This is a genomic window from Rhizobium sp. TRM95796 (genome assembly GCF_025779995.1).
Lineage (GTDB): Bacteria > Pseudomonadota > Alphaproteobacteria > Rhizobiales > Rhizobiaceae > Rhizobium_E.
In genome coordinates, this window is sequence record NZ_JAOXHE010000005.1 from 319,150 (window position 1) to 345,228 (window position 26,079).

The window sequence follows — 26,079 nt, forward strand, 5'->3', positions numbered from 1 at the left end:
TCTCAGGTCCACATCGAGCGCATGCGTGCGCCGACATCGATGCGGATCTGTTTGGCGCTGCGCTCGCTGGCGGCCGCACTCACCTTGGGCCATGCGCTGGTTTCGAAGAATTGTAGCAGCGTCGCCGGAATGAAGCGGGTGCGCGCGGCGTAGACATGCCGATCGCCCTGGGCGTTCTGGCCATGGGTGAAGAAGCGCTGCGGCGTGACCAGATGCAGGCTGTCGCGGGGGCGCGTCATGCCGACATAGAGCAGGCGGCGCTCTTCCTCTAGCTCCGCCGTTGTGCCCGTTCCGAGATCGGAGGGAATACAGCCGTCGACGACATTCAGCATGAAGACCGAGCGCCATTCCTGTCCCTTGGCGGAATGGATGGTCGAGAGGATCAGATAGTCCTCATCAAGCAGCGGCACGCCCGCCTGGTCGCTGGTGGCGTCTGGTGGGTCGAGCGTCAGTTCAGTGAGGAAGCGCTCGCGATTGGCGTAGCCGGAGGCAATCTGCTCAAGCTGCAGAAGATCGGCTTTGCGCGTATCAGCATCTTCATGAATGCGGTCGAGATGCGGCTCATACCAGGTGCGCGCCAACCCGATCTCGGCGGGCCAGCCCGCTTCGGATTTTCTGAGGGCGGCGACCAGCGTGGTGAAGTTGGGCCAGTCCTCGCCGCTCTTGGGCGGGGGAGGCAGTTCCATCAAGGACAGCAGCGGCTCCGGATCGGCGGCGATCGTGTCGAGAATGCGGGCCGCCGTTTGCGGTCCGATACCCGGCAACATCTGCAGGAGACGAAAGCCCGCCACGCGGTCACGCGGGTTCTGGGCGAAGCGCAGCACCGCTAGCATGTCCTTGACATGGGCGCTGTCGAGAAACTTCAGCCCGCCGAACTTGACGAAGGGAATGTTGCGACGGGTCAGCTCGACTTCGAGCGGGCCGCTGTGATTGGACGCCCGGAACAACACGGCCTGCTGCTTGAGCGGCACGCCCACCTCGCGATTGGCCAGCACCTGCGCGACGATATAGCCAGCCTGATCCGTCTCGTCCTTCACTGTCACCAGAACGGGGCGTTGTTCGGACTGCCTGTCGGTCCAGAGGTTCTTGGTGAAGCGCTCGCGGGCGAGATCAATGACGCCGTTGGCGGCGGCGAGGATGGGGGCGGTGGAGCGGTAGTTGCGGTCAAGCGTGATGACGTCGGCTGGCTTGGGCGAGAAGGCGTCGGGAAAGTCGAGGATGTTGCGGATGGTGGCGGCGCGGAAGGAATAGATCGACTGGGCGTCATCGCCGACCACGGTCAGGCCGCGTCCGCCGGGCTTCAGCGCCATCAGGATCGAGGACTGCAGGCGATTGGTGTCCTGATACTCATCCACCAGCACATGATCGAAACGACCGCCGACATCCTCGGCAATATCAGGATCAGAGACCATCTGCGCCCAGTAGAGCAGCAGATCGTCATAATCGAGCACGTTCTGCGCCTGCTTGGCCTCGACATAGCCAGCAAAAAGCTGCTTGAGTTCGCTCTCCCATTCGAGCACCCAGGGATAGGCCGTCTTCAGCACCTCACCGAGGCTGCTCTCGGAATTGACCACCCGGGAATAGATCGCCAGGCACGTCCCCTTGGTCGGAAAGCGGTTCTGGGTCTTGGAGAAGCCGAGATCATGACGGACGATGTTCATGAGGTCGGCGCTGTCTTCACGATCATGGATGGTGAAATCGACATTGAGCCCGATCTGCTCGGCATAGATCCTGAGAAGCCGCGCCCCGATGCCGTGGAAGGTGCCGGACCAGGCGAGCGCATCGGTCATGATGGCGGCGTTGTCGCCCAGCACCTGACGGCAGATCCGCTCGACGCGGCGGGCCATCTCAGAGGCCGCGCGGCGCGAGAAGGTCATGAGCAGGATGCGGCGGGGATCTGCGCCATTCACGATGAGATGGGCGACCCGATGCGCCAACGTGTTGGTCTTGCCGGAACCGGCGCCGGCGATGATCAGCAGCGGTCCGCCGATCCCTGCATCGGCCAAGCCCACGCCATGCTCGACGGCCTCACGCTGGCGATCATTCAGTTTCTCGAGATAGGCAGCAGTCATCGATCCCCACGCAGGCTGTCCGGACCGGCGGGATGATTCTTTTTGCCGGAACGAAAATAGAACATAGCAAGGTTGATCGGGTGTGTGAACCGGGCTCGCGCGGGCGCCGGTCAATTTGCCGAAGGCGGAAGGTCGCAACGCCGTCCGCGCACTCTGAGAGCCGCGTGATTACGGTGCGAACTGAAATTGCTCGAACCGTCCGAGCGCCGCCTCGACAGCAGACCGTTCCTCCGGACTTTCTTCGCCGAAGCGCGTCCATTTATTGATCAGCAGCGTCTTGGTTTTCCGCTCCGCCTTGATGTCGATGGCTGCAACGATACGCCCGTCATAGAGGACCGGAAGCGCGAAATACCCCAAAACCCGTTTTTCGGCAGGCACATAGGCCTCGAATCGATGCGCGTAGCCGAAGAAGAGTTCGAGACGTTTGCGTTGGATGACCAAGGGATCGAAGGGGGATAGGACATGCGCCTCCGGCTCCCGCCGCACGAAGCGCTTCTCCAAGGCCTCGGGCGCAGCCCAATGCTCTGTCCGATCGCCCTTGAGGATTACGGGCGTAAGCGAGCCTGCGGCGACGCGCTCTTCGATCAGCGCCCGGATGGCCGGCTTGCGCCCTGCATCGAGATGACACACGGAGTCGAGGCTGATGATGCCTTGCGCCCGCAGCGCCCGCTCCAGCACATAGACATCGACCTCGCCGGCTGAGGCCGGTTCGGGCGATTGCGTCCATCCGAAATGTCTGGCGGTCAAGTCGTAGCTTTTCAGCATGCCCGAGCGTGCGCATACCGTCAGGGAGCCGTCGAAAAAGGCTTTGGACAATACCTTCCTGCTCGGCTTGCGGCTGGCCCAGGCGTGATCCTTCTCGACGAGGACATCATCCTCGATGTCGCGGATGGAGATCGGTCCCTCGCGATCGATGCGTTCCAGCAGACGCCGCGTATCGTCTTCCAGCACCGTGGGATAGTGCAGATGCGGCGACGCCTTGCGCGCAAGCATCGCCGGCATGAAGAAGCGATAGTCTTCGCTGGCGATATAGGCGAGGGCATGCGCCCAATATTCGAAAACGCCCCTGGTCTTCGACTGAGCCTTGTGAAGATCGCTGCGGCTATAGGTCGGCAGCCGTGTGAAGAGAATATGGTGATGGCAACGCTCCACGACGTTGATCGTGTCGATCTGAACGTAACCGAGGTGACGGACCAGGTCGGTCACCGCCTTCGGCCCCTTGCCTGAAACGATGCGTCGTCCAAACCCCTGTGCGTCGAGCCAGATCCGACGCGCGCGATGACGCGAAATCTCCTTCGGTTCGACGCTCCCGACTTTGACGTTTCTCATGCTCTCAGCACCGATTTCTCTTCAAGCGAAATTCTCTGCGGCGGCCCGACATGCCCCAGAACCAGCCGATGTCGATTGGCGCTGAGAGAATCAAGATCAGGAACAGAGTGAGAACGTAACGGTTTTTAAGATCGATGTGAATTGTCGGCAATCGGAAGCGATTGGAAATCCCGGATGGTTTCTCTGCTTGACTCCTAAAACAAACAAGAACAAAATAGGAACATAATCCGCAGTGCGGAACCCAATCCTATCTCGTGAAAGGAGACGTCCCATGGCGACATCGGCGGTCGAACAATTGCGTCTTGATCTCGGCGCTATCGCCCCGGAAGAGGCGGATCAGGCGCAGGTGGACATCATCGCCAGCGTGCTCGATTTCTACCAGGGCGACTATCGCAAGGCGATCGAGGAACTGCTACTCGACGCTGACTTCCTGCGCGATCAGCTCTACACCGCATCATGCCTCATCAGCCACGGCATCGGCCGGGGATGGAGGCCGCGTTATGAACGGCTGTGAGGCGCGACATGCGGCACGCGCGCTCCATTCTGCTGATAGCCGAAAGTTCCGGCGACGAGCGCGTTCCGGACGCAGAGGAGCCGCCTCCGGCGACTTTTCAATCCCTGCGCCAATGGCAGCGGTTGGGCGGCCTCTGCTCCCGCTGCGCCCATGAAGCTTGGCTCGACCGATATGATCTACAACGCCGCTTCGGGGCGGTCCTGTTGGTTGACCTGCAGCCGTTGCTCCGCTGCACCCGCTGCCAGAGCAAGGGTGACAACCGTTTCATCATCGGCGCGATGGCGAGGGATTGAGGCGCATGCGCCATCGCCTCGGTCGGGAGCGCGATCTTAAAAGAAACGATTTCGATCTCCTCCAGCACTTCATGGGCTTTGCGCCGGCCGGCGATCCGCGCCCGCCGGATTTGCCTTTACTTCGGCGAGCTCCGGACTTCATTCGCAGCAGAAAGCAGCCCAGCCGGATTATATCGGCAATATTTCAAGTGTTTCCGATTGCTTTGTTGTTCATGGCTTATCTTGAGACCCGGTTTCGGATAGGATTTTTTATACGAATAGTCATTTTGATTGTGATGCGGGCGCCCCCGAACGATGTTGCTGAAAACGATTGACCAGTTCTACGAAGCGGCATTGCTTCCGGAACTCTGGCCCATGGCCTGTGAGGCGCTCGCCCGCGAGGTCGATGCGACCACCGCGACGATTTTCGCCATCGACGAGCAGGGCGGGCATCGCTTCGTCTGCACGCCGAACATCCGCGAAGGCATTCTCAGGTTCTCGTCGGATCCGCGGCGGTTGGACAATCCGCGTCCGGCGCGCGCGCTGGAGCGTTTTCCCTTCACCTTCACGCGGGAACTGGATCTTTTGACCGAGGACGAGCTCGAGAGCGACGTCGTTCTCACCGAATTCATACGCCCGGCGGGCATGAACTGGTCGGCGGGCTGCGCGTTCCAGGAGCCGACCGGACATATGATCATGTTCGATCTCCTTCGCCGCACGGGCATGGACCACTATAGCGACGCCGAGATCGCTCACTTGAATGCGTTGAAGCCCGATCTGGCGCGCTCGGTGTTCCTCGCGTCCCGGCAGCTTTTTCCGAGGCCCGGGCCATGGCGACGACGCTCTCCTCGCTCGGGCTCGCGGCCGTGGTGCTGGGAGCCGGCCTGAATGTCCTGGCCATGAACGAGGAGGCCGAGGCGCTGGCGCCGCGGATCTCGGCCGGGCCCTTCGATCGGCTGATCCTGGAGAGCAAGGCGACGGCGGCGCTGGTCAAGACCGCCTTTTCGGCCTTGACGTCTTCCACCAACGGCGCCGTCCAATCCTTCCCGATGATCTCGCCCGAAGGGTTGGAGCCGCTCATCCTGCATCTCCTGCCGGTGCGGCGGTCGGCCCACGATGTCTTCGGCCGCGGCTTGGCGCTGCTGGTGGTGACGTCGCCGGGGAAAAGGACTGCGCCGGATATGCGCGTGCTGTCCGGCCTCTTCGATCTGACTCCTGCCGAAGGCAAGGTGGCGCGCGAATTGGCGCGGGGAAATTCTCTCGAAGAGATCGCGACCGCGCACAATGTCTCCGTCGAAACAGTCCGCACCCATGTCAAGAATATCTTCGCCAAGACGGGCTCCAACCGGCAACCGGAACTCGTCGCCTTGTTACTGGGTCTTTCTGCGCCGTGATCCGGGCGGGTTCGGGCGATGATCCGTTCCGAAACAATCCAGACCTCTCGCGGTCATTAACCGGACATTAGGCATGTTCGGCTATACCGGGCCGCATGAGTGCTTCATCGTGTCAGATCGTCGCGTTTCCCGCCGCAGCCCGCGCCTCCGAGGTTCAGGAGGCGGCGTTGGTCATCAAGCGTCTTTCCACGGGCGAGGCGGAGGCGTGGTGGAAGAGCCGCGCCCGCCGCATGGCCGCCGAATTGCGGGCCGCGGGCGTCGATGAAGAAGAAGTCTCCCACGAGGTCGCCGATTTCCAGAGCGCGGTGTTCTTCACGCTCACTCGTCTTTATGAAAACGACAGCCAGAGCGCCCAGGCGCCGCAATAACAATCCCTACGACTTTTCCTTCACCCGTTCCAGCCAGGCCCTGATGGCGTCGAGCGCTTCCGGCTCGTCGAGAAAGGGGATATGGGCGCGATCGGCGGTCTCGGCATGGATCATGTCTGGACGCCGCGCCTGCATGGCCTCGGCCGCCTCGCGGCTCAAGAGATCGGAATTCTCGGCGCGGATCAGCGCGATCGGCAGGTCCTTCAGCGCATCGAACAGCGGCCAGAGATCGACCGACGGGCCGGACACGGCCGTCTCGAAACTCTGGCGCAGTTCGGGATCATAGGTCAGCTCCACACCCATCTCCGTCTCACGGAAATGCCGTTCCGCCTCCTCGCGCCAGCGCGACGTCGGCACGTTGAAAAAGCCGGGATTGGCCAGCGGCAGCGCGGCGGCGATGTCGTCGAGCGTTTTCGCCTGCGGTTTGACGCCGAGATAGCCGACGATGCGGTCGAGCCCCGCCTGTTCCAAAACTGGCCCGACATCGTTCATGCACAGGCCCGAAAGCCGATGTTTGGCGGTGGCGGCGAGGAACATGCCGATCAGCCCGCCGCGCGAACTGCCGATCACCGCCGCTTTGTCGAGGCCGAGATGATCGAGAAGCGCCAACGCATCCGCCGCCTCGCGCGGCACGGTGTAGGTGGCGTGCCCGGTCCAGTCAGAACCGCCCCGTCCACGGCTATCGAGGCGAATCAGCCTGACGCCCTCGATATGCGGCGCGAGATAATCGAAATCGCCCCCGTCGCGCGTCAGTCCGGCGAGCGCCAGCAAGGGCAAGCCCTGTCCCTCGTCGCGATAGGCGAGTTTCGCGCCGTCCTCGGCATGGAAATGGGTCATGGGGTCTCATCCTTTCCGGCTTCTCGCAAGCGGCGAACCGCTCTTGAGGTCGAGTTAACCCGTTCTGGCGCCATGCTTCAACGCGCAAACCGCCGCCGGCGTGATTTTCCGGACCACTGTCTTTTTGGTTGGCCGGAACGGAACTTCGCTTTCGCCCGCGCATTTATGATCTTTCGCGCCAATAAAGGCAGGGCGGATGCAACTCGTATTACGGCATTTGACAGCCGGCGTGCTCGCCTCGTCCGAACTCCTCCTGCTGCAGACCATCTTCGACGACATTTCCGGCGAAGCCTGGTTCCCTCGTGACGCGAAAACGCGGCGTGATTTCGCAGCCTATATCCTCCATCAGTATCGCCGGGGCCTGGTGGCGCCGGATCGATTGGCCGCGTTCGCCGCCCTGGCGGCGCGTCGAAAATTCGCCAACGCCTTGCCTCTGTCCGGCGCGCTCATCCTGCTGGTCGAGGACGACTATTACGTCGCCGCGGAAGCGGAGGCGCAGCTGCGCGACGGCGGCGCCGAAGTGCTCGGTCCATCCGCGTCTGTGGCCTTCGCCCTTGCGCTGTTGGAGCGCCGTCCGGCGCCCTCCGCCGCGCTTCTCGATGTCAGGCTGGAGGCGGAGACCGTCTTCCCGCTCGCTGCGGCGCTGGCCGATCGCGGCATTCCCTATGTCTTCATGACCGGCCACGGCCTCGCCGAGATACCGCCGCCCGAAAGGCGGCGGCCGGTCTTTCACAAGCCGGCCTGCTGGAGCGCGGTGATCTCGGCGCTGTCGGCCTATACGCCCTGACGGGGTCAGGCCTCGGCCGACAGTTTCATCAGCACGATGCCGCCGAGGATCATCAACGCGGCGCAGGCCCGCATCGGCGTCAGCGCATCGCCGAGCAGCAGCACCCCGACGCCAAAGGCGCCGACCGCGCCGATGCCGGTCCAGATCGCATAAGCCGGCCCGAGCGGCAGGCTGCGCAGCGACAGCGCCAGAAGCCCGAGGCTGGCGGCGAGCGCGACCACGGTGATCAGCGCCGGCAGGGGCCGCGTGAAACCGTCCGATTGTTTGAGGAAATAAGCCCAGACCACTTCGAGAAGTCCGGCGGTGATGAGATAGAGCCAAGCCATGACGGCCTCCTTCTGTATCGGGCCGTCCCGTCTGTCATCATCGAGCGAGGTCGTCCTCGCGCATTCCATATAGCGTTCTGGGCCCGATTTGAAAAGAGCGCCGCGCCTCAACGCATCTTCGAAAACCGTCTCTTGGCCTCGTCCTCGGCCGCCTTGTAGAAGGCGTCTTCGGGGCCTGAGCCGTCGCCGCGCAACGCGAACAGCATTTTCAGCAGTTCCCGTTCGGTCACCGCATTGCGGTTGAACCAGCTTTCGCGCGTCAGGCTTTCATAGGCGCGCAGGATCGGTTTGGCCTGGCAGGCGGGCAAGGGTTTCATGGCGTTTCGTCTTCCAACGACCTGCGCCGGCGGAAGTCTCTGTTGCATCGGGGGAGCTGGACCTCGGTACTCGGCAGGGAGCACCCGCCTTTGCCTTCGCCGTCCGGGCGGATTTATAGCACGATCCTGTCATGTCAATCATTCATATTGCGTCGGGATGCGGGTGAGCGGCGTGTTCGGTGGACCGACGCCGCGCGCCATGCCATCGTCGCGGCGATCAAGATAGGGGAGTGTGACGGCATGCAGGTGACGGTGTTCAGCGCAAAGCCATACGACCGGCATTTTCTCGATCGCGGCGCGGCCCAGGGCCTGTCGCTGCGCTACACCGAGGCGCATCTGTCTCTGGAGACGGCTGGGCTCGCCGATGGCTCCGGCGCCGTCTGCGCCTTCGTCAACGACGATCTCTCCGCCCCGGTGCTGGCCCGGCTCGATGCGATTGGCGTGCGGCTGGTGACGCTGCGCTGCGCCGGCTTCAACAATGTCGATCTTCCCGCCGCGCGTGAATACGGGCTGACGGTGGCGCGGGTGCCGGCCTATTCGCCGCATGCGGTGGCGGAACATACGATGGCGATCATCCTCGGCCTCAACCGCAAGATCCATCGCGCCTATAACCGGGTTCGCGAGGGCAATTTCGCGCTCGACGGATTGCTCGGCTTCGATCTCCACGGCAAGACGGTGGGCGTGGTCGGCACCGGCAAGATCGGCGAGGTGCTCACGCGCATTCTCTCGGGCTTCGGCTGCCGCCTGCTGGGTCTGGACCCCACGCCCAATCCCGTCTGCGAGGCTTTGGGCATGGTCTATGCGCCTTTGGAGGAGGTGTTTCGCCAATCCGATATTCTCAGCCTCAATTGCCCGTTGACGCCGGAGACACGTCATATGATTCGCGAAGACACCCTGCCGCTTCTCAAGCCGGGTGTGATGCTGATCAACACCGGCCGCGGCGGCGTCGTCGACACCCGCGCCGTGATCGAGGGATTGAAATCGGGTCGCATCGGCGCGTTGGGACTCGACGTCTATGAGGAGGAGGCGGATCTGTTCTTCGAGGATCTGTCGAGCCAGGTGCTGCGCGACGACGTCTTCGCCCGGCTTCTGACCTTCCCGAATGTGTTGATCACCGGCCATCAGGCCTTCTTCACCCACGAGGCGCTCGACAATATCGCCGAGACGACGCTTGGCAATATCATCGCGTTCCGCGATACGGGCGCTGCGACCCACAGCGTTTCCGTGGAGCGTCTGGCGGGCCATGGTTGACGGCTTTCGTCCGGAGACCGCGCATGCGATAAGGCTCTCGCAATGATCGAGCGGGGGAATGGCGGATGATGACGACGGAGCGCAAGGCGGTGCTCATCGAAAGGCTGAAGGCCGAGGGCCGTATCGTGGCCAAGGCTTTAGCCGAGGAATTCCAGCTGTCCGAAGACACGATCCGCCGCGACCTGCGCGAACTCGCCGCCGAAGGGCTGTTGCGGCGCGTCCATGGCGGCGCGCTGCCTGTCTCCCCCGATCTGCCGGATCTCGCCGCCCGCAAGGCCATCGCCACCGATGTGAAAGCCCGGCTCGCCAGAAAGGCGGCCGAACTCATACAACCCGGTCAACTGATCTTCCTCGACGGCGGCAGCACCAACGCCGCGCTCGCCCGCGCGCTGCCGAAGAGCTTCGCCTTCACGGTCGCCACCCACAGCCCCACCATCGCAGCCGAGCTCGAGTACCATCCCACCGCCGACGTCGTCCTGATCGGCGGCCGCCTGTACAAACATTCCATGGTGGCGACCGGCGCGCTCGCCGCCGAGCAGATCGATGCGCTCCGGCCCGACCTGTTCTTCCTCGGCGTCACCGGCCTGCATCCGCGCCACGGCCTGACCACGGGCGATGCGGAGGAAGCGGCGATCAAGCGCCGCATCGCCGGCCAATCGGCGGAAACCTGGACGCTGCTGACATCGGCCAAGCTCGACGCCGTCTCGCCCTTTCAGGTGCTGCCGCTTGCCGTATTGACCGGGGCGTTCGTCGGCGCCGAACAGGGCGCGACGCCGGATCTTTCCGACTATCGCGCCCGGGGCTTAGAGATCGAGGTCGTCTGATCCTCAGCTCTTGCGCAGCACGGGCTCGTCTATCGTCTCCCCGTTCCGCGCATAGCGTCCCACCACGATCACCAGCATGCCCGCCGCGGCCAGGCATGCGGCGAGGAAGAACATCGGCGCGATCGTGCTGCCGGTTTCGTCCTTGATCCAGGGCACGACATTCTGGGCGACGAATCCGCCGAGATTGCCGACGGAGTTGATCGCCGCGATGCCGGCCGCCGCGCCCGCGCCGCGCAGGAAGCGGCCCGGCAGGCTCCAGAACACCGGCTGGCCCGCGAAGATGCCGGCGGCCGCCACGCACAGAAACACAAATTGCAGCGTGTGATTGGTCACCACCGCCGAGAGCACGAGGAAGAGCGCGCCGATGAAGGCGGGGCCGACGATATAGGGCGTCTTGTTCTCGGTGCGATCGGCCATCGACGGCACGATGTAGAGCGCTGCCGCGACGATCAGCCAGGGAATGATGTTGATGAGGCCATTGGTGGTGTTGGACACGCCGAAGCCCTCGACGATGGTCGGCAGCCAATAGCTGAGACCATAGGCGGCCAGCGGAAAGCCGACATAGCAGAGCGCCATCAACAGCACGCGCGGATTGACCAGCGCCTTGAAGCCGTTGTCGGCTTCGGCGCTCATGCCGGCGTTTTCGCGCGCCAGCCTCTCGGCCAGCCAGGTCTTTTCGTCTGTCGACAGGAATTGCGCCTTTTCCGGCCGGTCGGGCAGGTAGAACAGCGTCACGACGCCGGCGATCACCGCAGGCACGCCGGTGGCGAGAAACACCCATTCCCAGCCGGCATAGCCGAGCAAGCCGTCGAGATCGAGCAACACGCCCCCGAGCGGCGCGCCGATGGCGTTGGCGAAGGCGCTGAAGATCATGAACAGTCCCACCATCCGACCGCGATAATCCTTGGGGAACCACAGCGTCAGCAGATAGAGCACGCCGGGAAAGAAACCGGCTTCGGCCACGCCGAGCAGGAAGCGCAGCACGTAGAACATCGTCGCGTTCTGGGTGTAGGCGAGCGCGATGGTCACCGCGCCCCAGGAAATCAGGATGCGGGCGAACCAGCGGCTGGCGCCGAAACGTTCGAGAAACAGGTTGCTCGGCACTTCGAAGATGAAATAGCCGATGAAAAACAGCGACGCGCCCAGCCCATAGGCATATTCGCTGAGCCCGAGCGCATCCACCATCTGCAGCTTGGCGAAGCTGACATTCTGCCGGTCGATATAGGCGATCAGGTAGAGGAAGCCGAGAAACGGCATGATCCGCCAGGTGATCTTCGATATCAGCGCTTTTTCCGAAACGGGCATGGCGTCCTCCGTGATGCTGCAACTCCAGCGGGATGGACCCGCTCAGCATCAACAACAACCGCGGCCGCGTTCAGGTTCCCGCCGGCCTTGACGTCAGAACAAACATACATATATACGAACTATCGTAATTAATGGAGGCGCGCATGCCCGCCGAACCATCCCATCCCGATGTCGTCGGCTTCTTCGACGCCGACACCAATACGGTGAGCTATGTCGTCAGGGATCCCGGCTCAAACGCCTGCGCCGTAATCGACAGCGTGCTCGATTTCGATTATGCGGCCGGCCGCATTTCCTATGCCTCCGCCGACCGCGTCATAGAGCACATCCGCGCCCATGGCCTGTCACTGGAATGGCTGATCGAGACCCATGTCCATGCCGATCACCTCTCCGCCGCGCCCTATATCCAGTCGAAACTGGGCGGCAGGATCGGCATCGGCGACAAGATCACCCAAGTGCAGGACACGTTCGGCAAGATCTTCAACGAAGGCACGGAATTCGAGCGGAACGGCAGCCAGTTTGACCGCCTGTTCGCTGACGGCGACACATACGCGATCGGCGGGCTTGAAGCGCGCGCCATCCATACGCCCGGCCATACGCCGGCCTGCATGACGCATGTGATCGGCGACGCCGCCTTTGTCGGCGACACGCTGTTCATGCCCGATGGCGGCACGGCGCGCGCCGATTTTCCCGGCGGCGACGCCCGCATCCTGTTCCACTCCATCCGCAAGGTGTTGTCGCTGCCGCCCGAGACGCGGTTGTTCATGTGCCATGATTACGGCCCCAATGGCCGCGAGATCCGCTGGGAAACCACTGTCGCCGAGGAGCGCGCCCACAACATCCATGTCCGCGACGGCGTCAGCGAGGACGACTTCGTCGCCCTTCGCACCGCCCGCGACGAGACGCTGGCCATGCCCCGGCTGATCATTCCCTCGATCCAGGTGAATATGAAGGCCGGCGAACTGCCGACGCCCGAGGACGACGGCAAACGCTATCTGAAAGTGCCGCTCAACGCCTTCTGACCCCGCATCAAACAAGGCCGGCCGGAGCCGGCGAAAAAGGAGAGACCCATGAGCATTCGCGCCATCGACGATCATTTCCACGTCACCGGGCAATTGTCGCCCGGCCATATGCAGGACATCGCCGGCCTGGGCTACAAGACGGTTATCTGCATGCGGCCCGACAATGAAGGTTTTGGCCAGCCCGGTTTCGCCGACATGGCCAAGGCGGCTGAGGCTGCCGGCCTCGACATTCACTACATCCCCGTCATCCCCGGCCGCATGACGCCCGAACAGGGCGCCGAACTGAAGTCGGTCCTCAAGGGCGCCGATGGCCGCATCCTGGCCTTCTGCGCTTCCGGCGGCCGTTGTGAAGCGGCCTATCGGGCGGTCTCCGGAAAATGACGGTCCTGGCGCTCGTCTCCGGCGGCGCGGTCGGCTTCACGCTCGGCCTGATCGGCGGCGGCGGCTCCATTCTCGCCACGCCCTTGCTGCTCTATGTCGTGGGCGTGCGCGATCCGCATATGGCCATCGGCACCAGCGCGGTGGCCGTGGCGGTCAACGCCTACGCCAATCTGGCGGGGCATGCGCTCCGGGGCAATGTCCGCTGGTGCTGCGGCGCAGTGTTCGCCGCAGTCGGGGTGGCCGGCGCGCTTTTGGGCTCGCTGATCGGCAAGGCGGTCGACGGCCAGTCGCTGCTGTTTCTGTTCGGTCTGCTGATGCTGGCGGTTGCGGCTTTGATGCTCAGGCCGCGCGGGCAGGAGGCGGAACAGGAATTGCCAGCCGATCGCTCCACCTGTCTGCGCACCGCTGGCGTCGCGACGCTCGCCGGCGGGGCGTCCGGCTTTTTCGGCATCGGCGGCGGCTTCCTGATCGTGCCGGCGCTGATGGCCGCCACCCGCATGCCGATGATCAAGGCGGTCGGCACCTCGCTTCTGTCAGTCGGAACCTTCGGCCTCGCCACCGCGCTGAGTTACGCCTGGTCCGGCCTGGTCGATTGGCCCGTGGCGCTCAACTTCATCGCCGGCGGCGTTCTGGGCGGCTTGGCCGGCATGGCGCTGGCGACGAAACTTTCCGCCGGCAAGACGCTTCTCAACCGCCTGTTCGCGGCCATCGTCGCTGTCGTCGCGCTCTATGTTCTCTATCGCAGCGGCTCAGTGCTCTTCACCTGAAAAAATCATGACGTGAAAAAACCGGCCGCGGGGACGCGCGGCCGGTTTGCCGTGTCGCCCGGTTATCAATCGAAGCTGACCGCCTTCAGCTTGTCGATGCCGAGCGCCTGCAGCGCGAGCTTTTCATAGAAGGGTTCGGATTTGCCCTGCCGCACCTTGTAGAGGAAATATTTCTCGAAGCCGATCTTGGCGGCATGCACCCATTTGCCCTGCGACGACCAGTTGACATTGCGCGGCGGGATCTGCGGCTGCGCGACGAAGGCGATGCCGCCATCGCCGAAATCGGCGAGGCAGACGGCGTTCCAGGTGCCCTGCGCATTGGGCGCGCCGCCCTCGATCATCCGGGCGATGTTGTGGGCGGTGGCCGTCACCATGGATTCGATCATGAAGCCGGTCTTGGGCACGCCCACCGGCACCGGAGTCTTGCCCATCGGCGGGATCGCCACGCAGACGCCGACCGAGAAAATGTTCTTGAAGGTCGGGTTCTGCTGATGCTTGTCGGCCAGGATGAAGCCGCGCGGATTGGTGAGCCCCTCGATGTCGCGCACTGCCGCCACGCCGCGAAAGGCCGGCAGCATCATGGTGAAGCGTGAGGCGATCGCATGGGAGGCCTTCACCGTCCCGTCGTCGTTGATTTCCTCGGCCAGCACCTCCTCGCCGGTGAACTTCGTCACCCGCGCATTGGTGATCCATTTGATGTGTTTGGAGCGCAGCGCGCTTTCGAGCAGGCCCTTGGTGTCGCCGACGCCGTCGAGGCCGAGATGGCCGATATAGGGTTCCGAGGTCACGAATGTCATCGGCACCCGGTCGCGCACCTTGGCGTCTCGCAGCGCCTTGTCGAGAATGAAGGCGAATTCATAGGCCGGGCCGAAGCAGGACGCGCCTTGCACGGCGCCGATCACCACCGGGCCGGGATCGGCGACCAGTTTCTCGAAGGACGCCTTGGTCATCAGCGCATGATCGATATGGCAGACCGATTGCGTCTGGGCCTCCGGCCCGAAACCCTCGATCTCGTCAAAAGCCAGTTCGGGGCCGGTGGCGATCACCAGATAGTCGTACGCCACCGAGGAGCCGTCGAGCATGGCCACCCGGTTTTCCGACGGGATCACCCGCGCCGCGCCTTCCGGCCTCAGCGTAATCCCGCGCTTGGCGCAGGCCGGCGCGAGGTCGATTTCGATATCCTCCCGCTCGCGCCATCCCACCGCCACCCAGGGGTTGGACGGCACGAAGGAATAGGTCGAGCCCTTGTTGATCAGGATGATCTCGTCGTCACGGCCCACCTGGTCGCGCAATTCATAGGCCATGATCGAGCCGCCGAGGCCGGCGCCGAGCACTGCAATTTTCGCCATGATGTCTCCTCCTCATGATAATAAGCCGTATATACGAAAATACGTAGATTATCAAGTGAAGAAGATTGCGGCCGCCGAGCCGCGCTCTTGCCAATCAATCCTGCTTGTCGAGCCACGCCGTAAGCGCTGAAATCACCGACAGTCGCAAGCCGTAGCCCATCGCCAGCGCGCGGCTGAGCGCCTTGTCGCGCGGGCCGAAGCCCATTTCGGCCATGGCCTGTTCCGGGCGCATCCGCCTCTGCTTCAGCGCCGCCTCGATGCGGGCGATGCCGCTTTGGGTCAGGTAGCGCCCATCGGCGATCGGCTCGGGCAGCGGGGCGATGTCGCCTGCGATTGCCGTGAGAAAGGCCTGCCGCGCCTCGTCAGGCGCCTTGTTCCAGGCCTTCAACAGCTTGGCGAGGCGCTCTTCGGCGCTTTTTTCCGGCTTGTCGCCTCTGTCCATGATCCTGACCCCGCAGCATGCGTCGTCCCAGGCTCTATCTGATCCGCATGAGCCGCGAAACTGCCGCTGCGGCTTTTCCCCGACGCCCTGCCTCCGCCCGAAGGTTGCATTTTTGTTCTCCTCGGTCCATATGGTCTAGCGCCTCACACAGACAACGGATGCCCGCTTGCCCTTCCGCTTCGTCCACACCGCCGACATCCATCTCGATTCCCCGCTGCGCTCGCTGGCGCTCAAGAACGAGGAGCTCGCAGACGTGATCGGCGCCGCCAGCCGCGCCGCGCTCACCCGCATCGTCGATCTCTGCCTGACCGAGCAGGTCGATGCGCTTCTGATCGCCGGCGATCTCTATGACGGCGGCCAGACCTCGATGAAGACGGCGCTGTTTCTCGCCCGCGAACTCGGCCGCCTGCACGAAGCCGGCATCCCCACTTACATCATCCGCGGCAATCATGACGCGCTGTCGAAGATCACCCGCGAATTGGTGTTGCCCGACAGCGTCAAGCTGTTCGGGGGCCGCGCCGAGGCTGTGCCGCTCGCCCGCGCCTCTGGTCCTGACATCGTCATCCATGGCCTGAGCTTCCGCGAGCCGCGCGCGCCCGATTGCCTGCTGCCCAGCTACAAGCCGCCGGTGGAGGGCGCCGTCAATATCGGCCTCATGCATACGAGCCTCGGCGGCTCGGCGAGCCATGACCCCTATGCCCCCGTCAGCCTGCCGGAACTGCAGGCGTCGGGCTTCCGCTATTGGGCGCTCGGCCATATCCACCAGCGCGCCGAATATGCAGGCGCCGCCACCGTGGTCATGCCCGGCATCCCCCAGGGCCGCGACATCAACGAAGCCGGCGCCAAATCCGTGAGCCTCGTCACCGTCGCAGACGACGGCGCGATCACGGTGGAAGAGCGCAGCGTCGCCAGCGCCCGTTTCGACCGCGTCGAAGTCGATCTCGCCGGCGTCTTCGATTGGTCCGACGCCGTCGCCCGCATTGCGCGCGCGCTGGAGGCGCAGACGGCGGGCGATCATCACGGCGTCGTCAGGCTGAAACTGACCGGTTCCACGCCGCTCGCCTGGCGCCTGCGCCGCGAACTCGATCTGGTCAAGGCGGAGGCGGAGCTGACCGCCGGCCGGCTTGGCCGCCTGTTCGTCGAACAGGTCGAAAGCGCCTGCCGCCCGCTGGAGACCAAGACCGAGACCTCGGGCGATCCGGTCGCCGAACTCGCCGGCCTAATCGAGGCCGACGTGCTCGCAGGCCCCGCCTTCCGCGACCTCGCCACAGAGGCCGCCAACGAACTCATCAAGGGCCTGCCGCCGGAATTGCGCGGATTGTTCGGCCAGGACGAGGCGGAATTCGCCCAGAGGCTGGATGCGCTCGCCCGCGACGGCGTCGACACTGTCCTGGCGCGGCTGCGCGAGGCAGGAGAGGCCTGATGCGCATCCGCACGCTCGATCTCATTCGCTACGGCAAATTCACCGATCGCAGCCTCGATTTCGGCGACAGGCCCGACAATCGTCCGGATTTCCACATCGTCCATGGCCCCAATGAGGCCGGCAAGTCGACGCTGTTCTCCGCCTGGCTCGATTTCCTTTACGGCATCGACCCGCGCTCGCCTTACGCTTTCCTGCATGATTACAAGTCGATGCGCATCGCGGCGCGGCTGGACACCGCGAGCGGCCCGCGCCTGTTGACCCGCATCAAGAAACCGCAGGCCAGCCTGCTTGATGAAGCCGACCAGCCGGTCGGCGATCACTTGCTGCTCGGCGATCTCGGCGGGCTGGATCGCGACGCCTATCGCACCATGTTCTCGCTCGACGAGACGACGCTGGAAGAGGGCGGCCGCGCCATCCTCGACAGCAAGGGCGATCTCGGACAATTGCTGTTTTCGGCCAGCGCCGGCCTGTCGGAACTCGCCCAACGGCTCGAGGCGATCCGCACGGAGACCGACGGCTTCCACAAACCCCGCGCCTCCAAGACCGAACTCGCCGAACTCAAGCGGCGGCTGGAGGAGTTGAAGGCCGAACGCGACCGCATCGACATCGCCGCCACGGAACATAGCCGTCTGTCTGCCGAGCGCGACCGCGCCCGCTCGGCCTATGTGACCGCCAATCGCGACCGCGCCGCGCTCCGGGTCAGGCTCGACCGCGCTGAGAAGCGGCTGAGCGCGCTGCCCCAGGCCGCCCGTCTCGCCGCGCTGCGCATGGAGCGCGCCGCACTCTCCCTGCCGCCCGCGCCGCCCGAGGGCTGGGACCGCGATGTCGCCTCCCTGCGCCGCCGCGCGCTTGAAACCGAGACGGCGCTTGCGCGGCTGATCCGCGAGCAGCAGGCGCTTGCGGGCGGCGAGGACGAGCAGCCCGTCGATCCCATTCTGAATGCCGAAAGCCGGTTCGAGGGGCTGGCCGATCTCGCCGCCCGCGCCCGCGCCGAAGCGCAGGATCTGCCGCGACGCGAAGGCGAATTGCGCGACGCCGACCGCCGCGTCGCCGACAGCCTCGCCCGTCTCGGTCGGTCCGACGAAGAGGATCCGGCGCGGCTGCTGCTGCCCGCCGCCCGTCTCGGCGCGATCAGGCCGCTGATCAAGGCGCATGGCCCGCTCACGGAGCGCCGGGCCGCCGCCATCCGCGAGGCCCGCGCCGCCAATGAGGCCTTGGACGCCGCCCAGGAAGCCATCGACCGCGAGGCCGGGGCAGGGGCGGACGCCGCCGCGCTCGCCTGGCTCTCCGATTGCCTCGCCGAAAGCCGGGGCGTCGATCTCTCGGGTCGCATCCAGCGGCTGGAGCGCGATGTCGAGGCCGCCAAACTCCAGTTCGACCGCCGGCTCGCCGCGCTGCGCCCCTGGCGCGGCCGCCGCGACGATCTCACCGATCTCCGCCTGCCGCCCGTGCGCGAACTCGCCGACTGGCGCAAACGCCTCGACGAGGCGGACAAGACGCTATCAGGCCTCGAGGCCGATCTTCGCCGTCTCCTGCCGGAACGCGCCGGTCTGCTCGCCGAACGCGCGGCGCTCGCCGATCAGCAGGGCGTCGTCTCCGACGCCGTGCTCACCGACGCCCGCGCCGCCCGCGAGGCCGCCTGGTCGGTCCATCGCGCCAGCCTCTCCCTGGAGACCGCCGAGGCTTTCCGCGCCGCGCTCGACACGGATGACGCCTATCGCGCCCGCCGCATGACCCAGGCCGCCGAAGCCGCCCGTTTGGCCGGTCTCGACCAGTCGCTCGCCCGTCTGGACGCCCAGACCGAGACGCTGTCGCGCCAGCGCGACGACGCCGCGCAAGCGCTCGCCGCGCTCCGCGACGCCTTCGCCGTCTATGTCGAAGAGATCGCTCCGGGCGTTGAGCCCGAGATCGCCCGCCTCGAAGCCTGGCGACAGGACGCCGACGCTGCGCTCGAAGCGCTCACCGCCCTCGACGACGGCGAGCGCGCCCGCGACGAAGTGGTCGCCGCCTTTGAGGCCGCCCGCGAGCGGCTGGCCGAAGCGCTCGCCGCCTGCGGTCTGCGCGTTGACGCCTCCGCCGAGCTCGATGCGTTGACCTTCACCGGCCGCCGATTTCTTGACACAGAAACCCGCCGCGCCGCGCTGACCGACGCCTACGCCGCCCGCGAGGCCGATCTCCTCCGTCGCCGTAAAGCCGAAGCCGAAGCCAAGGCTGAACTCGCCGCATGGGGCGCCGCCTGGCGCGAAGCGCTGGCCGGCTCCTGGCTGATGGAAGCGGGTGAGGGGCATGAGCCCCCGACGCCTTCGGTCGCCGGTGAACTGATCGACCAGCTGCAGGCGCTCGACAGCGCGCTCTCCGCTCGCGCCGTCACCGCCGATCGCATCGACAAGATGAACCGCGACATCGATCTCTTCAGCGACGCCATGCGCAGCCTCGCCAACGACTATGGTTTCGACGACACGCAATCGCCCTTGCAGATCCATCGCGATGTGGAGCGCCGCCTGCGCGACGCCCGCGAGGATGCCGCCCGTCGCCGCGATACTGAAGCCCGTCTGGTCAAGCTCACCGAGGAACGAGCCGAAATCGAGGCGGCCCGCGACGCGCTCGCAGCCGAAACCGCCCGTCTCGCCGAGCATTTCGGCGTGGAAGGCCTGGATGGCGTCGAAGCGGCGCTGACGCTCATCCGGCGCGGCGCGGAGCTCGACCGCGCCATCGCCGATCTTGCCGGCGATCTCCGCGACAGTCTCGCAGCCCCCGATATCGCCGCGGCAGAACAGGAACTGACAGGCCTCGACCGCGACGCGCTGCTCGCCGAGATCGAAGAAACCAGGCCCGCCGCCGAAGGGCTCGATCTCGAAACCCAGCGCCTCTACGCCGCCGCCAGTGCGGCGGAAGCCCGGCTCCAGGAAATCGACGGCGACGACCGCGTCGCCCGGCTGGTCTCCGCCCGCCGCACGGTGCTGCTCGACATCGAGGAGGGTGCGCGCCGCACGCTCGAACTCCGGCTCGGCGCGCTCGCCGCCGAACAGGCGCTGAGGCTCTATCGCGACCGCCACCGCTCCTCGATGATGGCCCGCGCCTCCGACGCTTTTGCGCAACTCACCCGCGGCGCCTATCGCGGCCTCGCCGCCCAGCGCGACGGCCAGCAGGAAACGCTGATCGCGCTCTCCGCCGACGGCGGCTCCAAACAGGCGGGCGATCTCTCCAAGGGCGCGCAATATCAGCTCTATCTGGCGCTGCGCATCGCCGGCTACGGCGAATACGCCGCCGCCCGCCCGCCCGCGCCCTTCATCGCCGACGACATCATGGAAAGCTTCGACGACATGCGCGCCGAAGAAGCGCTCACCCAACTCTCCGCCATGGCCCGCTCCGGCCAGGTCATCTACCTCACCCACCACCAGCATATCCGCGACATGGCCATGCAGGTATGTCCGGGCGTGAGGGTGCATGAGTTGTGAGGGGGCCGGGGACGCTGCAAAGGCGTCCACGGGGAGTAGGGGCAGGGGTCGATAACGCAGAAATTGCGGCCACCCCCCTCTGGTCTGCCGACCATCTCCCCCTCAAGGGGGGAGATTGGATGTGGCGCGGGCTTCCCCAACTCTCGACGTCCATGACTGGGCGAGGATCGAGCTCCCAGCCAATCTCCCCCCTTGAGGGGGAGATGTCCGGCAGGACAGAGGGGGGTAACCCCAGGCACCCCTTAAGATGCGAAGTCTACGACAAAACCCTCAAACGACCAGTCCTCCACACACTCCCCCCTTGCCAACATTCGGCCACTATTGTATCGCCACATAATGTAATGTTATTACATTAACTTTCGGAAACCCGATGCGGCGCAATTTTCCCTTTTCCCCCGGCCTTCTCGGCCAGTCCTCTCTCCTGCGCGTCGCCTTCGCGCTGGTGGTCATTGCCGGGCTCTGGGCGGCCGTGGTCTGGGCGGTGGCGCTGCCATGAGCGCGGCTATCCGCATGTCCAATCTCACGCTGGCCTATCGCAGGCATCCGGCGGTGCATCATGTCTCGGGCGAGTTCGCCTCAGGCAGTCTCACCGCCATCGCCGGGCCGAACGGGGCGGGGAAATCGACGCTGCTCAAGGCGCTGATGGGCGAGATAAGGCCGGTCGAGGGGCGCATCGAGCATCGGCTGTCGAAGCATGATTTCGGCTATCTGCCGCAAGCCGCCGAGATCGACCGGCGCTTTCCGATTTCGGTGATCGAAACGGTGATGCTCGGCGCCTGGGGCCGCGTCGGCGCCTTCGGGCGCATGTCGCGCGCCGATCTCGTCAAGGCCGGCGAGGCGCTGGCCGCCGTCGGGCTGACGGGCTTCGATCGCCGGCCGATCGGCCAATTGTCGGCCGGTCAGTTCCAGCGGGCGCTTTTTGCCCGGCTGCTGCTGCAGGATGCGCCTGTCATTCTGCTCGACGAGCCTTTCACCGCCATCGACGCCCGCACCACAGCCGATCTGCTGGCGCTCGTCGCCGGCTGGCATGGCGAGGGCCGCACGGTGGTGGCGGTGCTGCATGACGTCGAGCAGATCCGCACGCATTTCCCCGAGACGCTGCTGATCGCCCGTGAACAGGTGGCCTGGGGTCCGACGCAGACGGCACTGTCGCCGGACAATCTCCTGAAAGCCCGGGCCATGTCGGAAAGCTGGGACGAGACGGCGGGCGTCTGCGTCCGCCCGGAGATCGCGGCATGACGGCTTACGATCTCCTCATCGCGCCCTTCGCCGATTTCGGTTTCATGCGCCGGGCGCTGGTCGCCTCGCTGTGCCTCGCCGTCGGCTCAGGCCCCATCGGCGTGTTCCTGATGCTCCGGCGCATGAGCCTGATGGGCGACGCCATGAGCCATGCGGTGCTGCCGGGCGCGGCGATCGGTTATCTCGCGGCGGGCACGCTGTCGGTCTCGGCCATGAGCCTCGGCGGCCTCGTCGCGGGTCTTTCCGTGGCGTTGCTCGCGGGTCTCGTTAGCCGCGGCAAAACGCTCCCCGAAGATGCGAGTTTCGCGAGCTTCTATCTGGCGTCCCTGGCGCTCGGCGTGCTGATCGTCTCGCTCAAGGGCTCCAACATCGATCTCCTGCATGTGCTGTTCGGCACGATCCTCGCCATCGACGCCGAAGCCTTGACCCAGATCGCGGCCATCGCCTCCTTCACGCTTCTGGCGCTCGCCGTCATCTACCGGCCGCTGGTGGCGGAATGTTTCGATCCCGGCTTCCTGCGCGCCGTTGGCGGGCGCGGACCCATCCATCACGCGCTGTTCCTGTTTCTGGTCGCGCTCAATCTGGTCGCCAGTTTCCAGGCTTTGGGCACGCTGATGGCGGTGGGACTGATGATGCTTCCGGCGGCCATCGCCCGTCTCTGGACCGATCGCCTGCCGGCGATGATGCTGATCTCGGCGGCGTCGGCGGCGGCGGCCAGCTATCTCGGCCTCATCGCCTCCTATCATCTCGAACTCGCCTCCGGCCCGACCATCATCATGGCGGCGGCGCTGTTCTTCGTCGTCTCGCTGGCCGTCGCCCCCTCGGGCTGGCTGCCGAAACTCTTTCCCCGTCCGCATCTCGAGGGCTGACGCCCGGCGTCACGCCCGATCATCCCGAAAGGAAGCCTGCCATGAAGAAAACCCTGCTCTACGCCTCGGCCCTGCCTGTGATCCTCGCTTTCGCCGCCCCGGCCTTTGCCGATGAGATCCCCGTCGTCGCCTCCTTCACCGTGCTCGCCGATATCGCCAAACAGGTCGGCGGCGACCATGTCACGGTCAAAAGCCTTGTCGGCCCCAATGGCGATCCCCATGAATTCGAACCGTCGCCCACCGACGCCAAGGCGCTGAAATCCGCCAAGGTGGTCTTCGTTTCGGGAGAGGGGCTGGAAGGGTGGATGGACAGGTTGATCGCCGCTTCGGGTTATCAGGGCAAGCCGGTCACCGTCTCCCAAGGCGTCAAAACGCGCAAGATGGAGGAAGACGGCCAGACCGTCACCGATCCGCATGTCTGGAACAGCCCGGTCAACGTCAAAGTCTGGGTGAAGAATATCGAGGCGGCGCTGATCAAGGCCGACCCCGCCGACGCCGAGGCCTACAAGGCCAATGCCCGCGCCTATCTCGACAAGCTCGACGCCATGGACGCCTACGCCCATTCCCGCATCGACAAGATCCCGGAAAGCGCGCGCAAAGTGCTGACCAGCCATGACGCCTTCGGCTATTTCGGCCGCCAATACAAGGTGCGGTTCCTCGCCCCGATCGGGGTCTCCACCGAAACGGAGGCCTCGGCCGGCGATGTCGCCAGACTGATCAAGCAGATCAAGGCCGAGCATGTGAAGACCTATTTCTTCGAAAATTCCAACGATCCGCGCCTCGTCAAGCAGATCGCCAAGGCGACGGGCGCCAGCGCCGGCGGCGAACTCTATGTGGAATCACTCTCGGACAAGGACGGCGCCGCGCCGACCTATGAGGCGATGTTCCGCTACAATGTCGATCTCCTCGCCACGGCCATGGGCAAGAACAGCTGATCAAAGCCGACGCGGGCCCGGCGCCCGCGTCACCCGCTCCGCGAAAGCTTTCCCGCGCCATATGAGGTTTTGATGATTCGGCGCGTCGCCCGAAATCACGAGGCATCATATGAGCTGGAACGGCCGCAAACTCTATTACGCCTATTTGCATCCCAACAAATATACGAGCTATGAAGGCGATCTCGACAAGAACTCCCTCTATAGCGGCGACGTCACCGTGGGAGACGACGTCGAAATCGGCAAGAGCGCGACGCTCTTCCAGATCGATCTCTACGAGAAGGGATTCTTCATCGATTTCAAGGCCGAAGCCGTCTGGTCCGAACAGGTGTTCAACGGCCCGATGTTCGCCGACAAATATGGCGCGCTCGAACGCATCGCCGGCTTCACGCTCAACACCAATATCCACGGATTGAACGAGAAGGACATCAAGCTCACCCATGCCTATGGCGCGAGCAAGCAGACGACGGGCGAGGACGCGCTCTACATCGATCTCGGCGGGCTCGCGACCAGCCGCCACAGCTACATCTTCATCACCTTCAAGATCCAGCTCAACACCACCTTCGACAGGGCGCTGAACGACAGGGACAACACCGTCTCCGGCACCGCGCTCGGCGACCGCATGAACGGCAGGGCTGGCCGCGACGTCCTCAACGGCTCCGGCAGCGACGACGTGCTCGTCGGCGGCAAGGGCGACGACCGGCTGACCGGTGGGGCGGGCGACGACACCTTCGTGTTCGATCGGTTCAGTTCGGACACGGTCACGGATTTCGGCGACAGGAAGGGAGAGCACGATCTTCTCGACGTTTCGCGCATCGCCGCCATCCGCGACTACAGGGACCTCGTCGACCACCATATGACCCAGAAGGGCGAGGCGGTGATCATCGATGTCGGCAATGGCGAGCATGCGACGCTGCTCGGCGTCTCCATCCGGGAGATCGGCCGCGACGACGTCCTCTTTTGACGAACTTTTCGCAGTCCACGTTTCGCGTCTTGGAACCTGCGCCACTTTGACCTTTTGCGCCCGTCCTGCCCGTCTGTTACCGGTGACGGAGGGAATAGGGGGAGTGCGTCATGCAAGGCGATGTCTGGTTCGTCTATGACGGCGAATGTCCGCTCTGCCGGGTGGCGGCGCAGGCGTTGCGCATCCGCCAGTCGGTCGGACATCTGAATCTCGTCGACGCCCGCGTGGAGCGCGACCACCCGCTGATGGCGAGGATCAATCAAGCCGGGCTCGACCTCGACGAGGGCATGGTGCTCGCCTATGGCGATCGTCTCTATCACGGCGCGGAGGCGCTGACGCTGATGGGGCTGATCGGCTCCGAACACGGCTGGTTCAATCGCATGAACGCCTTTCTGTTCCGCTCGCCGGCGCTGGCGCGCTTTACCTATCCCGCCATGCGCGGCGTCCGCAATCTTCTGATCCGCCTGCTCGGCGCGGGCAAGATCGACAATCTCGGCGGTCGCTGATGGAAAGCCGGTCCCTGTTCGAAACGGTGTTCGGCCCGGACTGGGCGTCTCTGCCGCCCGTCCTGCGCAGACGCTATGCGCCGCGCGCCGGCTCCCGCGATCTCGTGCTGCTCAAGGGCGCGCTGACCATCACTATGGCGCCCTGGTTCGAGAAACTCGCCCCGCTTATCAAACTCTCGCGCACGCTCGCGCCGTTTACAGGGGAGAACATTCCCGTCGTCATCCGCTTCAGCGGGGAGGCGGGCGCCGAAGCCTGCGATTTCGACCGCTCCTTCCTGCGGCCCGATGGCCGCACGCACCGCTTCCGCTCGCGGCTCACGCCCTATTTCAGCGACGAGATGGTGGAATATATGCCGGCCGGCTTCGCCTGGCGCGCCAGCTACCGCTTGGACGGCGCCCGCATCGCCATAAGCCATCGCGGCTATCTCCTGCCGCTGTTCGGCCGCCTGCTTCCCTTGCCGTTCGACCATCTGTTCGGTCGGGTCGAGGCCGAGGAGGAGGCGATCGACGAGGATCGGTTTCGGATGAAGATGCGCGTGCTGCATCCCTGGTTCGGGGAGATCTACAGCTATCGCGGCGAGTTTACGGTGGCGCGGGTGGAGCGTGTGGAGTGACAGGGCTCACGCCGCTTCGGTCACGGTGATCTCGATCTTCAATCCGGCAGCGACGGCCATGTTGACGAGCGTATCGAGCGCGAACAGCGAGATCTTGCCGCGCAGCAGATCGGAGATGCGCGGCTGGCTGACGCCCAGCCGTCCGGCCGCCTCGGATTGCGTCCAGCCTTTGGCGTGGATATGCGTCTCAAGCGCCATCATCAGCTTTGCCCGCAGCTTCATATTTTCGGCTTCGGACGGGCTGTCCTCGATCGCGTCCCAAACATTGGTGAATGCCTGATGGGTCATGGCCTGATCTCCTTTACGAGGTCGCCGTAGCCAACCCGATCTGCCGAAGCGGAACTCAAGGTGAATAGGGATGCAAACACCCTGAGTTCGCGCCCTCAGTTGGAAAAGCAGTATCAGTCGTAGACATTCAAACGCGGATGGCAGGAGCGAACCCTGCCGTCTAGCGCCGAGCGCCTTTACCGCTTCGCGACCGTGTCAAAGCCCTGCTTCTTGATAAGCCTCGGCGGGCGAT

Annotated in this window: 30 protein-coding genes; 21 read left to right on the forward strand and 9 right to left on the reverse strand. The window is 64.8% G+C overall.

Annotated features, from left to right (window positions below; translation table 11 throughout):
• Window positions 1-2: 2 nt before the first annotated feature.
• Window positions 3-2,072 carry an ATP-dependent helicase gene (locus OCK01_RS12930; RefSeq protein WP_263824266.1) on the reverse strand — a complete coding sequence of 690 codons (2,070 nt, stop codon included), beginning with the start codon at window positions 2,070-2,072 and terminating at the stop codon, window positions 3-5.
• A gap of 168 nt (window positions 2,073-2,240) precedes the next feature.
• Window positions 2,241-3,401 (reverse strand): winged helix-turn-helix domain-containing protein, encoded by a 1,161-nt coding sequence (locus OCK01_RS12935; RefSeq protein ID WP_263824267.1) that lies wholly within the window; start codon window positions 3,399-3,401, stop codon window positions 2,241-2,243.
• Window positions 3,402-3,672: 271 nt separating this feature from the next.
• On the opposite strand from OCK01_RS12935, the gene OCK01_RS12940 reads away from it, so the two are divergent.
• The 6 genes from OCK01_RS12940 to OCK01_RS12965 all read left to right on the forward strand — a co-directional run bounded on the left by OCK01_RS12940 (window position 3,673) and on the right by OCK01_RS12965 (window position 5,949).
• A complete protein-coding gene (locus OCK01_RS12940; RefSeq protein ID WP_263824268.1) occupies window positions 3,673-3,915 on the forward strand; it encodes a hypothetical protein in 243 nt (80 codons plus the stop codon).
• 8 nt (window positions 3,916-3,923) lie between these two features.
• A complete protein-coding gene (locus OCK01_RS12945; protein ID WP_263824269.1) occupies window positions 3,924-4,208 on the forward strand; it encodes a hypothetical protein in 285 nt (94 codons plus the stop codon).
• Between the two features lie 5 nt (window positions 4,209-4,213).
• The gene (locus OCK01_RS12950; protein WP_263824270.1) at window positions 4,214-4,522 is read left to right on the forward strand and encodes a hypothetical protein; all 309 of its coding nucleotides are present in this window, start codon (window positions 4,214-4,216) and stop codon (window positions 4,520-4,522) included.
• On the forward strand, window positions 4,503-5,075 hold the full coding sequence (locus OCK01_RS12955; RefSeq protein WP_263824271.1) for a hypothetical protein: 573 nt from the start codon (window positions 4,503-4,505) through the stop codon (window positions 5,073-5,075). The genes OCK01_RS12950 and OCK01_RS12955 overlap by 20 nt, the downstream gene beginning before the upstream one ends.
• The gene (locus OCK01_RS12960; RefSeq protein WP_263824272.1) at window positions 5,018-5,581 is read left to right on the forward strand and encodes a helix-turn-helix transcriptional regulator; all 564 of its coding nucleotides are present in this window, start codon (window positions 5,018-5,020) and stop codon (window positions 5,579-5,581) included. Before OCK01_RS12955 ends, OCK01_RS12960 begins: the two co-directional genes overlap by 58 nt.
• A gap of 95 nt (window positions 5,582-5,676) precedes the next feature.
• Window positions 5,677-5,949 (forward strand): DUF6074 family protein, encoded by a 273-nt coding sequence (locus OCK01_RS12965; RefSeq protein ID WP_182827086.1) that lies wholly within the window; start codon window positions 5,677-5,679, stop codon window positions 5,947-5,949.
• 6 nt (window positions 5,950-5,955) lie between these two features.
• Here OCK01_RS12965 and OCK01_RS12970 read toward each other — a convergent pair whose 3' ends face one another.
• Window positions 5,956-6,786 carry an alpha/beta fold hydrolase gene (locus OCK01_RS12970; RefSeq protein WP_263824273.1) on the reverse strand — a complete coding sequence of 277 codons (831 nt, stop codon included), beginning with the start codon at window positions 6,784-6,786 and terminating at the stop codon, window positions 5,956-5,958.
• Window positions 6,787-6,982: 196 nt separating this feature from the next.
• Here OCK01_RS12970 and OCK01_RS12975 point away from each other — a divergent pair, with 196 nt between their 5' ends.
• Window positions 6,983-7,573 (forward strand): hypothetical protein, encoded by a 591-nt coding sequence (locus tag OCK01_RS12975; RefSeq protein WP_182827084.1) that lies wholly within the window; start codon window positions 6,983-6,985, stop codon window positions 7,571-7,573.
• Window positions 7,574-7,578: 5 nt separating this feature from the next.
• Here OCK01_RS12975 and OCK01_RS12980 read toward each other — a convergent pair whose 3' ends face one another.
• Window positions 7,579-7,899, reverse strand: a complete 321-nt coding sequence (locus tag OCK01_RS12980; protein WP_263824274.1) for a DMT family transporter — start codon at window positions 7,897-7,899, stop codon at window positions 7,579-7,581.
• A gap of 107 nt (window positions 7,900-8,006) precedes the next feature.
• On the reverse strand, window positions 8,007-8,216 hold the full coding sequence (locus OCK01_RS12985) for a hypothetical protein (RefSeq protein WP_182827082.1): 210 nt from the start codon (window positions 8,214-8,216) through the stop codon (window positions 8,007-8,009).
• A 240-nt stretch (window positions 8,217-8,456) separates the two neighbouring features.
• On the opposite strand from OCK01_RS12985, the gene OCK01_RS12990 reads away from it, so the two are divergent.
• Together OCK01_RS12990 and OCK01_RS12995 are read left to right on the forward strand one after the other, a co-directional pair.
• Entirely contained in the window at window positions 8,457-9,467 is a 1,011-nt protein-coding gene (locus tag OCK01_RS12990) for a 2-hydroxyacid dehydrogenase (protein WP_263824275.1), read from the forward strand.
• A 65-nt stretch (window positions 9,468-9,532) separates the two neighbouring features.
• Window positions 9,533-10,291 carry a DeoR/GlpR family DNA-binding transcription regulator gene (locus OCK01_RS12995; protein WP_263824276.1) on the forward strand — a complete coding sequence of 253 codons (759 nt, stop codon included), beginning with the start codon at window positions 9,533-9,535 and terminating at the stop codon, window positions 10,289-10,291.
• A 3-nt stretch (window positions 10,292-10,294) separates the two neighbouring features.
• Here OCK01_RS12995 and OCK01_RS13000 read toward each other — a convergent pair whose 3' ends face one another.
• Entirely contained in the window at window positions 10,295-11,596 is a 1,302-nt protein-coding gene (locus OCK01_RS13000; RefSeq protein ID WP_263824277.1) for an MFS transporter, read from the reverse strand.
• Window positions 11,597-11,739: 143 nt separating this feature from the next.
• Here OCK01_RS13000 and OCK01_RS13005 point away from each other — a divergent pair, with 143 nt between their 5' ends.
• The 3 genes from OCK01_RS13005 to OCK01_RS13015 are packed head-to-tail and all read left to right on the forward strand — an operon-like array spanning window position 11,740 to window position 13,763.
• Window positions 11,740-12,615: an MBL fold metallo-hydrolase gene (locus OCK01_RS13005; protein WP_263824278.1), complete on the forward strand. Its 876-nt coding sequence runs from the start codon at window positions 11,740-11,742 to the stop codon at window positions 12,613-12,615.
• A 48-nt stretch (window positions 12,616-12,663) separates the two neighbouring features.
• Complete coding sequence (locus OCK01_RS13010) at window positions 12,664-12,996, forward strand: TIGR01244 family sulfur transferase (protein WP_263824279.1); 333 nt, start codon at window positions 12,664-12,666, stop codon at window positions 12,994-12,996.
• Window positions 12,993-13,763, forward strand: coding sequence for a sulfite exporter TauE/SafE family protein (locus OCK01_RS13015; protein WP_263824280.1), 771 nt, complete (start codon window positions 12,993-12,995; stop codon window positions 13,761-13,763). Before OCK01_RS13010 ends, OCK01_RS13015 begins: the two co-directional genes overlap by 4 nt.
• Window positions 13,764-13,828: 65 nt before the next feature.
• Here OCK01_RS13015 and OCK01_RS13020 read toward each other — a convergent pair whose 3' ends face one another.
• Window positions 13,829-15,112 carry an NAD(P)/FAD-dependent oxidoreductase gene (locus tag OCK01_RS13020; protein ID WP_263824281.1) on the reverse strand — a complete coding sequence of 428 codons (1,284 nt, stop codon included), beginning with the start codon at window positions 15,110-15,112 and terminating at the stop codon, window positions 13,829-13,831.
• A gap of 94 nt (window positions 15,113-15,206) precedes the next feature.
• Window positions 15,207-15,554 carry a hypothetical protein gene (locus OCK01_RS13025; protein ID WP_263824282.1) on the reverse strand — a complete coding sequence of 116 codons (348 nt, stop codon included), beginning with the start codon at window positions 15,552-15,554 and terminating at the stop codon, window positions 15,207-15,209.
• Between the two features lie 166 nt (window positions 15,555-15,720).
• On the opposite strand from OCK01_RS13025, the gene OCK01_RS13030 reads away from it, so the two are divergent.
• The 9 genes from OCK01_RS13030 to OCK01_RS13070 all read left to right on the forward strand — a co-directional run bounded on the left by OCK01_RS13030 (window position 15,721) and on the right by OCK01_RS13070 (window position 25,559).
• Window positions 15,721-16,977, forward strand: coding sequence for a metallophosphoesterase family protein (locus OCK01_RS13030; protein WP_263824283.1), 1,257 nt, complete (start codon window positions 15,721-15,723; stop codon window positions 16,975-16,977).
• Window positions 16,977-20,435, forward strand: coding sequence for an AAA family ATPase (locus tag OCK01_RS13035; RefSeq protein WP_263824284.1), 3,459 nt, complete (start codon window positions 16,977-16,979; stop codon window positions 20,433-20,435). Before OCK01_RS13030 ends, OCK01_RS13035 begins: the two co-directional genes overlap by 1 nt.
• 370 nt (window positions 20,436-20,805) lie before the next feature.
• Window positions 20,806-20,931 (forward strand): hypothetical protein, encoded by a 126-nt coding sequence (locus OCK01_RS13040; protein ID WP_263824285.1) that lies wholly within the window; start codon window positions 20,806-20,808, stop codon window positions 20,929-20,931.
• Entirely contained in the window at window positions 20,928-21,674 is a 747-nt protein-coding gene (locus OCK01_RS13045; protein ID WP_263824286.1) for a metal ABC transporter ATP-binding protein, read from the forward strand. Before OCK01_RS13040 ends, OCK01_RS13045 begins: the two co-directional genes overlap by 4 nt.
• Window positions 21,671-22,543 (forward strand): metal ABC transporter permease, encoded by an 873-nt coding sequence (locus OCK01_RS13050; protein ID WP_263824287.1) that lies wholly within the window; start codon window positions 21,671-21,673, stop codon window positions 22,541-22,543. Before OCK01_RS13045 ends, OCK01_RS13050 begins: the two co-directional genes overlap by 4 nt.
• Before the next feature lie 41 nt (window positions 22,544-22,584).
• Entirely contained in the window at window positions 22,585-23,478 is an 894-nt protein-coding gene (locus tag OCK01_RS13055) for a metal ABC transporter substrate-binding protein (protein WP_263824288.1), read from the forward strand.
• A gap of 109 nt (window positions 23,479-23,587) precedes the next feature.
• On the forward strand, window positions 23,588-24,439 hold the full coding sequence (locus OCK01_RS13060) for a calcium-binding protein (RefSeq protein ID WP_263824289.1): 852 nt from the start codon (window positions 23,588-23,590) through the stop codon (window positions 24,437-24,439).
• 110 nt (window positions 24,440-24,549) lie between these two features.
• Entirely contained in the window at window positions 24,550-24,945 is a 396-nt protein-coding gene (locus OCK01_RS13065; RefSeq protein ID WP_263824290.1) for a DUF393 domain-containing protein, read from the forward strand.
• On the forward strand, window positions 24,945-25,559 hold the full coding sequence (locus OCK01_RS13070) for a DUF4166 domain-containing protein (RefSeq protein WP_263824291.1): 615 nt from the start codon (window positions 24,945-24,947) through the stop codon (window positions 25,557-25,559). Before OCK01_RS13065 ends, OCK01_RS13070 begins: the two co-directional genes overlap by 1 nt.
• A gap of 6 nt (window positions 25,560-25,565) precedes the next feature.
• Here the strand turns inward: OCK01_RS13070 and OCK01_RS13075 are convergent, their stop codons facing one another.
• A complete protein-coding gene (locus OCK01_RS13075; RefSeq protein ID WP_263824292.1) occupies window positions 25,566-25,847 on the reverse strand; it encodes a helix-turn-helix domain-containing protein in 282 nt (93 codons plus the stop codon).
• Window positions 25,848-26,079: the final 232 nt, after the last annotated feature.